At 71.9% G+C, this 8,041-nt stretch carries 7 protein-coding genes; 2 read left to right on the top strand and 5 right to left on the bottom strand.

Features of this window, described 5'->3' with window-relative positions; translation table 11 throughout:
• Window positions 1-138: 138 nt before the first annotated feature.
• Window positions 139-528, bottom strand: a complete 390-nt coding sequence (locus tag F8271_RS28360; RefSeq protein ID WP_151492908.1) for an Rv2175c family DNA-binding protein — start codon at window positions 526-528, stop codon at window positions 139-141.
• A gap of 188 nt (window positions 529-716) precedes the next feature.
• Here F8271_RS28360 and pknB point away from each other — a divergent pair, with 188 nt between their 5' ends.
• Both pknB and F8271_RS28350 read left to right on the top strand, forming a co-directional pair.
• Window positions 717-2,702, top strand: coding sequence for a Stk1 family PASTA domain-containing Ser/Thr kinase (gene pknB / locus F8271_RS28355; RefSeq protein ID WP_151492907.1), 1,986 nt, complete (start codon window positions 717-719; stop codon window positions 2,700-2,702).
• On the top strand, window positions 2,702-3,583 hold the full coding sequence (locus F8271_RS28350) for a deoxyribonuclease IV (RefSeq protein WP_151492906.1): 882 nt from the start codon (window positions 2,702-2,704) through the stop codon (window positions 3,581-3,583). The genes pknB and F8271_RS28350 overlap by 1 nt, the downstream gene beginning before the upstream one ends.
• A 65-nt stretch (window positions 3,584-3,648) precedes the next feature.
• On the opposite strand, the gene F8271_RS28345 is transcribed toward F8271_RS28350, so the two are convergent.
• The 4 genes from F8271_RS28345 to F8271_RS28330 form a co-directional block, all read right to left on the bottom strand.
• A complete protein-coding gene (locus F8271_RS28345) occupies window positions 3,649-4,677 on the bottom strand; it encodes a low specificity L-threonine aldolase (protein ID WP_151492905.1) in 1,029 nt (342 codons plus the stop codon).
• A gap of 38 nt (window positions 4,678-4,715) precedes the next feature.
• Window positions 4,716-6,122 carry a class II 3-deoxy-7-phosphoheptulonate synthase gene (locus F8271_RS28340; RefSeq protein WP_151492904.1) on the bottom strand — a complete coding sequence of 469 codons (1,407 nt, stop codon included), beginning with the start codon at window positions 6,120-6,122 and terminating at the stop codon, window positions 4,716-4,718.
• A gap of 87 nt (window positions 6,123-6,209) precedes the next feature.
• The gene (locus tag F8271_RS28335; RefSeq protein ID WP_151492903.1) at window positions 6,210-6,716 is read right to left on the bottom strand and encodes a nuclear transport factor 2 family protein; all 507 of its coding nucleotides are present in this window, start codon (window positions 6,714-6,716) and stop codon (window positions 6,210-6,212) included.
• 181 nt (window positions 6,717-6,897) lie between these two features.
• Window positions 6,898-8,041, bottom strand: a 1,144-nt coding sequence (locus F8271_RS28330; RefSeq protein WP_151492902.1) for a glycoside hydrolase family 18 protein, incomplete at its 5' end; no start/stop codon positions are given.

The following is an 8,041-nucleotide window of genomic DNA, read 5'->3' as shown; positions in this document are numbered from 1 at the left end:
CCTCCGGCGGCCTCCGGCGGTTGATCATGGGGTTAGCGGCGTTCGCCTCGGCGTGTCGCGCCGCCAACCTCATGATCGACGCAGAAGGGCGGGAGCGCGCGAGGGCGCGGAAAGAGCCGGGGGCGGGAGCGCGCGGGGTTAGAAGGCCTGGGCTTGGGCTCGGCGCTTGACCTCTCGGGCCTGGTCGCCCGACAGGGCGGCGGCGGCCGTGTTGCCGGGGAGCGTGTTGTCGGGCTCGTAGAGCCAGCGCAACGCCGCCTCGTCGTCGTAGCCGTTGTCGGAGAGCAGGTTGAGCACGCCGGGCAGGTGCTTGAGTACGGTCTCGTTGGCCACCAGGTCCGCCGGAATACGGCGGACGCCGTCGCGGCGGACCGCCAGCAGCTCCCGGTCGCGGATCATCTGGTGCACCTTGCTGATCGACACGTCGAGGCGCTCGGCGACGTCGGGCAGGGTGAGCCAGCCGGCCGGGTCGGCGGGTCCGGCGAGCTCGGGGCCGGGCACGGCCCCCTCGGGTACGGGTTCGGTCACCCGAACACCCTGCCACGCCGCCGTCGCGTCGAGCCACCGGCACCCCGGACGACCGTTTCACCGTCTCTTCCAAACGGCCCCTGACCAGCCGATGAGGGGGTGGCGTACGCGGCGGGACGGACCAGGTCGGCCTCCGGCTGTAGCATCCTGTTCAACCTTCACCCCCTGGACACATAGACTCCCTGCCGATGGACACACAGGTCGCCGACACGTTGCTGGGCTCGCTAATCGACGGGCGCTACCGCATTCGCGGTCGCGTGGCCCGTGGCGGCATGGCGACCGTGTACACCGCCACCGACGAACGCCTTGAGCGCACCGTCGCAGTCAAGATCATTCACCCGACCCAGGCGCCCGAGGCGCGGGCCCGGATCGCCAACTTCGTGGCCCGGTTCACCGACGAGGCGAAGACCATCGCCCGGTTGACCCACCCGAACGTGGTGGCGGTCTACGACCAGGGCACTCACGCCGGCCTGCCGTACCTGGTGATGGAGTACGTCCGCGGCCGCACGCTTCGTGACGTGCTGGCCGAGCGGCGCCGGCTCAACCCGGACGAGGCGTTGGCCATCGCCGAGCAGATGCTCGCCGCGATCGCCGCCGCGCACCGGGCCGGCCTGGTGCACCGCGACGTCAAGCCGGAGAACGTGCTGGTCGCCGAGGCGCCCACCGGCGGCGTCGCCAACCTGGTCGACAGCGTCGTCAAGGTGGCCGACTTCGGGTTGGCCCGGGCGGTCGAGGCGAGCGCCGACGAGGAGCAGGGCAACCAGCTGATGGCCACCGTGGCGTACGTCGCCCCGGAGCTGGTCACCGAGGGTCGGGCCGACCCGCGCACCGACGTCTACTCGGCCGGCATCGTGCTGTTCGAGATGCTCACCGGTCGGGTGCCCTACGACGGTGACCGCCCGGTGGACGTCGCCTGGCAGCACGTCGACCGTGACGTGCCGGCGCCCTCGACGCTGGTGCCGGGCCTGCCGTCGGTCCTCGACGACCTGGTGCGGCGGGCCACCCGGCGTGACCCGGGCGCCCGGCCCGCCGACGCCGGCGCGCTGCTGGCCGACGTGCAGGTCGCCCGGGACAACCTGGGTGACGCCAACAGCCGTACCGCCGTGCTGCGCCGGGTGACCGACGAGCCGCCGGTCTCCCAGCCGACCATGATGGTCGCCACGGTCCGCCCGGCCGAACGTCCGTCCTGGGCTCGGCTGCCGGAGGGCGGTGCCGCGGGGCCGGGGCGGCGGCGGGCCGCACCGGAGCCGGAGGAGGGTGTCTGGTCCCGGCTGGCCGAGCTGCGCGCCACCGTGATGGGCAACCCGCGGGGCCGCCTGGCGGTCGCGGCCGTGGTGGTGACGCTGGGCCTGGTGGCCGCGCTGGGCGGCTGGTGGTTCGGCGTCGGCCGGTACACGTCCGCGCCGCAGTTGGTCAGCCTGAGCAAGGCCGACGCGCAGGCGCAGGCCGACCGCGCCGGGCTCACCCTGGCGTACGGCGAGCCGCGCTTCGACGAGAAGGTCCCGAAGGACAGCGTGCTGGGGCAGAGCCCCGCGTCGTCCGCCAAGATCGTCAAGGGTGGCACGATCACCCTGACCCTCTCGCTGGGCCCGGAGCGCTTCCCGGTGCCGGACGTCATCGGCAAGGAGTACGAGCTGGCCGAGGCCGACCTCGTCAACGTGAAGTTGGTGGTGGCCAAGGGCGCCTCCCGCTACGACGACACCCTGCCGGCCGGAGTCGTCCTGGACAGCTCCCCCAAGGTGGGCACCGAGGTCAAACCGGGCGCGAAGATCACGCTCATCCTGAGCCGGGGCAGGGCGCCGGTGTCGGTGCCGAACCTGGTCGGCAAGAGCCTGACCGAGGCCCGCACCCTCCTCGCCCAGCTCAACCTGAAGCCGGTGGAGACGTACAAGGACTCGGACAAACCCAAGGACGAGATCCTGGGTCAGAGCCCGGCCGACGGCGCCGGCGTGGAGAAGGGCACCGAGGTCAAGCTGGACGTCAGCAAGGGCCCACCGCTGGCGATCGTGCCCCGGGTGATCGACCTGCCGTGTCTGCAGGCCAAGCAGGTGCTGGAGAGCCAGGGCTATCCGGTGACGATCGCGGTCAACCCGAACGCCGTGGTCCGGATCCAGGCCCCAGGTGAGAATTCGCAGGTGCCGCCGGGCACCCCGGTCGTCATCACGTGCTTCTGATGGCGACGGTCTCCTCGCGCCCGGTGGGCGCGCACACGCCGACCTCCGGTGGGCTGGCCCGGGCCGCCCTGCCGTACGCCGACGCGACCGGCGCCCAGGTGGTGCAGGTCTACGTCTCCAACTCGCGCGGCTGGGCGCTGCCCGCCGGTGATCCGGCGCAGGACGTGCTGTTCCGCGATGGTTTCGCCGAGCGGGGCATCCCGACGTTCATCCACGCCTCGCTGCTGGTCAACCTGGGCTCACCCACCCCGGCCACGGTCGAGAAGTCGGCGCAGACCCTGGCGCACGCGCTGCGCCGCGGTGTGGCGATCGGCGCTCGGGCGGTGGTCTTCCACGCCGGCAGTTCGGTGGATGAGGGGCACGCCGAGGAGGCGATGCGCCAGGTCCGCCGGAGGTTGCTGCCGCTGCTCGACTGGGCCGCCGAGGCCGGCGGCCCGATGCTGCTGGTGGAGCCGAGCGCGGGCGGCGGGCGGTCGCTGGCCTCCCGGGTGGAGCAGCTCGGACCCTACCTGGACGCGGTGGACCGGCACCCCATGCTCGGGGTCTGCTTCGACACCTGCCACGCCTGGGCCGCCGGGCACGACCTGGCCGCCGAGGGTGGCATGACGGCGACGCTGGACACGCTGGTGGCCACGGTGGGTGCGGACCGGCTGCGGCTGGTGCACGCCAACGACTCCAAGGATCTGTGCGGCTCCACCCGGGACCGGCACGAGACCATCGGCAAGGGCACCATCGGCGAGCCCGCCTTCGCCGAGCTGATGGCCCACCCGGCCACCGACGGCGTCCCGATCGTGGTGGAAACCCCGAGCGGCGAGAAGCACGAGGGCCACGCCGCCGACATCGAAACCCTCACCCGCCTCCGCCCGCCACCGCAGGGTTGATCAAGAGGTTTGCGTCATCCGGGGGCCGGAATCTGACGCAAACCTCTTGATCACCAGGAGCTGGATCAGGCGGACAGGATGCGCGGCAGGGCTTCCGCCGCGCGGTCGATGTCGGCGTCGGTGACGCCCAGGTGGGTGACCAGGCGGGCGGTGCGGGGGCCGAGCACCGAGATGAGGACGCCCTCGGCCCGGGCGGCGGCGGCCAGGGCACGCGCGTCCAGTGCGTGCTTCGTCAGGTCCAGCGCGACGAGATTGGTACGGACCGTGGTGGCGAGCACCCCGAACGGCGCCACCACCTCGGCGAGCCGGGCGGCCCTGGCGTGGTCGTCGGCCAGCCGGTCGACGTGGTGCGCGAGCGCGTACCGGCCGGCGGCGGCCAGGATGCCGGCCTGGCGCATGCCGCCACCCATCCGCTTGCGGATCATCCGAGCCCGGGCGATCTTGTCCGTGCTGCCCACCACCAGCGAACCGACCGGCGCGCCGAGCCCCTTGGAGAGGCAGACCGACAGCGTGTCGAAGAGCTGGCCGTACTCGATCAGGGGCACCCCGTCGGCGACGTGCGCGTGCCAGATCCGGGCGCCGTCGCAGTGCAGCGCGACCCCCGCCTCGTCGGCGACGCCCCGCAGATCGCGCAGCGTGGCCAGCGGGATCACCCCACCGCCGCCACGGTTGTGGGTCTGCTCGACGGCGATCGCGCGGGTCGGGACGGCGAAGTAGCCGTCCGGACGGATCATCCGGGCGACCACCTCCGGGTCGATGTCCGCGCCGACCGCCGGCCAGGTCCGCGAGGAGATTCCGCCGTACGCCGAGGCGGCGCCGATCTCGTACGTGACCACGTGCGCGTCGGCGTCGCAGAGCAGCTCGTCGCCGGGCGACACCAGCAGTTGCAGGGCGATCTGGTTGGCCATCGACCCGCTCGGCGCGAACAACGCCGCCTCGTGCCCGAACAGCGCGGCGACCTCGGCCTCCAACGCGTTGACGGTCGGGTCCTCGCCGTAGACGTCGTCGCCGACGTCGGCGGTGGCCATCGCCTCCCGCATCCCGGCGGTGGGTCGGGTCACGGTGTCGGACCGCAGGTCCACAAGATCAGCCACTGTCATCCTTTCGGCTGCCGGGCGCGGGGCTCGCAGGCTCAGCCACGGAGCATCTCGGCCACGAGGAAGGCCAGCTCCAGCGACTGCTGGGTGTTGAGTCGGGGGTCGCAGGCGGTCTCGTACCGGTCGGGCAGGTCGAGATCCTCGATGCCCTGGGCGCCGCCGAGGCACTCGGTGACGTCCTCGCCGGTCAACTCGACGTGGATCCCACCGGGGTGGGTGTCCAGGCCCCGGTGCACCTCGAAGTAGCCGAGCACCTCGTCGACGATCCGGTCGAAGTGCCGGGTCTTGTAGCCGTTGGACGACTCGTGGGTGTTGCCGTGCATCGGGTCGCACTGCCAGACCACCTTGGCGCCGGCGGCGGTGACCTTGGCCACGATCGGCGGCAGGGCGTCGCGTACCCGATGGTTGCCCATCCGGCTGATCAGCGTGAGCCGGCCGGGGATGTTGTCCGGGTTGAGCTTCTCGCACAGCTCGATGGCCTCGTCCGGGGACGTGGTCGGGCCGAGCTTGACGCCGATCGGGTTGGCGATGCGGGAGATGAAGTCGATGTGCGCGCCGGTGATCTGCCGGGTGCGCTCGCCGATCCACAGGAAGTGCCCGGAGAGCCCGTACGCCCGGCGGTCGGAGACGCGGGTGAGCGCCCGGTCGTACTCCAGGGCGAGGGCTTCGTGGGAGCAGTAGAGGGTGACGGTCCGCAGGGCCTCGTCGTCGGTCATCCCGCAGGCCCGGATGAACGCCAGCGCGCGGTCGATCTCCCGGGCGATGGCCTCGTAGCGCTCCCCCGCCGGGGAGTTCTTCACGAACCCCTTGTTCCAGTCGTGCACCGCGTGCAGGTCGGCGAGCCCACCGGCGAGGTACGCCCGGAGCATGTTCATCGCCGCCGCCGAGTTGGCGTACGCCCGGATCATGCGCTGCGGGTCGGCGACCCGGGCGGTCGGGTCGGCCTCCAGCGAGTTGATCATGTCGCCGCGGTAGGCGGGCAGGCCCCGCGCGTCGGTGGGCAGCGAGCGGGGCTTGGTGTACTGCCCGGCGACCCGGGCGACCTTGACCACCGGCAGCGACGCGCCGTAGGTGAGGACGATCGCCATCTGCAGCAGGGTGCGGGCATTGGCCAGCAGGTGACTCTCGGTGTTGTCGGCGAACGTCTCGGCGCAGTCACCGCCCTGCAGCAGGAACGCCTTGCCCTCGCAGACCAGGGCCAGTTTCTGCCGCAGCTGGTCCACCTCGTAGGGCGCGACGACCGACGGCACGGTGTCCAGCACCTTGCAGACCTCGGCGACGGCGGCCTGGTCCGACCACGGCGGGACCTGCTCGCGGGGCAGCTCCCGCCATCGATCCAGGCCGAGGGCGGCGTCCTCGGCGGAGTCGACGGTCGGACGGCTGGTCTGCAGGCCCGGGCTGCCCACACCGGGATGGCTCAGCTGATGCCACTCATGGCGCATGACAGAAAGCGTACGGCGACGGTCGGGGGGCATGGGCGGCGAGGGGGACGGTTCCGGCAGGTGGAAGATCAATCCGCCGGTCGCCGGTCAGGACGCGGGAGAGGGAGAGACACCGGTCGGCGCCGGCGCGGCGGGCGCGCCACCCGGCGCCTCACCGGCGATGCACCAATCGCTCCCGTCCCGGATGACGGTGAAGACCAGCGGGCGGGTGACCTTGCGCTTGCCGGCGGTGACCGAGACCGAGACGCTGACCTGCTGCCCGCGCGGGTACGCCTGAACGTCGGTGATGGTCGCCGCGGGCACCTCGAAGTGATCGGCGAAGTCGCCGTTGGGACCGGTGGCGCTCAGGTCGAACCCGTCCTGCAGCACCGCGCAGAGCTGGCTGCGGCCGGCGGCGACGTCCTTGGCGGTCATCGCGTCGAGGTACGCCTGCACGCGCTCACGGGACCGGGTGGCGGCCTCCTCGGCGGGGGCCTGCTCGGGCTTGGCCGCCGGTTCCTCGTCACCGCCGCCGATGCCGCAGCCGACCAGGGCGACCGGCAGCAGCACAAGCGCCGCGGCGGTCGCCGCCAACCTGCGGTGGGTCGGGCGCATGACCACCTCCGTCGACCGTGCCATCGAGACGTGCCGAGCCGCGAGTCTGCCACATCAGGCAGGCCCGACCCAGCGCCGTCGGCCCGGCCGACGCTGGACGTCGACCGGGCCGGTGTGGCACGGGCGGGGAGGGACGGTGCGGGCCCCTCCCCGCCGTGTGGGTGGTGCGTCGGCCCTCGGCTCAGCCGAGACCGCCCTTGATGGCGCCGATGAGCTCACCGTTGCTGGTGTCACCGGAGAGCTCCCAGAAGAACGCGCCACCGAGGCCCTGGTTGTTCGCGTACGTCATCTTGCCGTTGATGGTGGACGGGGTGTCGTAGCTCCACCAGTTGCTGCCGCACTTGGCGTACGCGGTGCCGGCGACCGTGCCGGTGGCCGGGCAGGTGTTCTTGAGGACCTTGTAGTCCTCGATGCCCGCCTCGTAGGTGCCCGGCGCCGCGCCGGTGGCGCTGCCGCCCGGTGCGGCCTGGGTGACACCGGTCCAGCCCCGGCCGTAGAAGCCGATGCCGAGCAGCAGCTTGCTGGCGGGGATGCCCTTGCTCTTGAGCTTCTGGATCGCCGCGTCGGAGTTGAAGCCCTGCTGCGGGATGCCGGTGTACGAGGTGAGCGGCGAGTGCGGTGCCGTCGGCCCCTGGGCGGCGAACGCGCCGAAGTAGTCGTACGTCATCGGCATCAGCCAGTTGAGGTTGCCGATGGCGCCGGCGTAGTCGGTGGCGTCGATCTTGCCGCCGTTGCTGCCGTCCGCGGTGATGGCGGCGGTGACCAGGGCGCTGGAGCCGAACCTCGACCGCAGTGCGCTGATCACGTTCTTGAACGCGTTCGGGCCGCTGCTGTCACAGGTCAGGCCGCAGGCGTTGGGATACTCCCAGTCGACGTCGATGCCGTCGAAGACGTCGGCCCAGCGCGGGTCCTCGACGAGGTTGTAGCAGCTCTCGGCGAACGCGGCCGGGTTCTGCGCGGCCTGGGTGAAGCCGCCGGACCAGGTCCAGCCGCCGAACGACCAGATCACCTTGAGGTGCGGGTTCAGCTGCTTGAGCTTGCGCAGTTGGTTGAAGCTGCCGCGCAGCGGCTGGTCCCAGGTGTCGGCGACGCCGTCCACGCTGTCCGCCGCGGTGTACGCCTTCTCGTAGTCGGCGTAGCTGTCACCGATGGCGCAGCGGCCACCGGTGGTGTTGCCGAAGGCGTACAGGATGTGGGTCAGCTTGGCGGCCGAGCCGCTGGTCTGGATGTTCTTGACGTGGTAGTTGCGCCCGTAGACGCCCCACTCGGCGAAGTAGCCGACGACCTTCTTGCCGCCCGGGTTCGGCGGGTTGGTGGTCGGGGGT

This window comes from Micromonospora sp. ALFpr18c (assembly GCF_008868155.1).
GTDB lineage: Bacteria > Actinomycetota > Actinomycetes > Mycobacteriales > Micromonosporaceae > Micromonospora.
This window is presented reverse-complemented; position numbering and strand designations above follow the sequence as displayed.

Excerpts from the sequence above, each read along its gene's own strand:
- pknB (WP_151492907.1), top strand. The coding sequence starts at position 717 with ATGGACACACAGGTCGCCGACACGTTGCTGGGCTCGCTAATCGACGGG.
- F8271_RS28350 (WP_151492906.1), top strand. The coding sequence starts at position 2,702 with ATGGCGACGGTCTCCTCGCGCCCGGTGGGCGCGCACACGCCGACCTCC.
- F8271_RS28340 (WP_151492904.1), bottom strand. The coding sequence starts at position 6,122 with ATGCGCCATGAGTGGCATCAGCTGAGCCATCCCGGTGTGGGCAGCCCG.
- F8271_RS28335 (WP_151492903.1), bottom strand. The coding sequence starts at position 6,716 with ATGCGCCCGACCCACCGCAGGTTGGCGGCGACCGCCGCGGCGCTTGTG.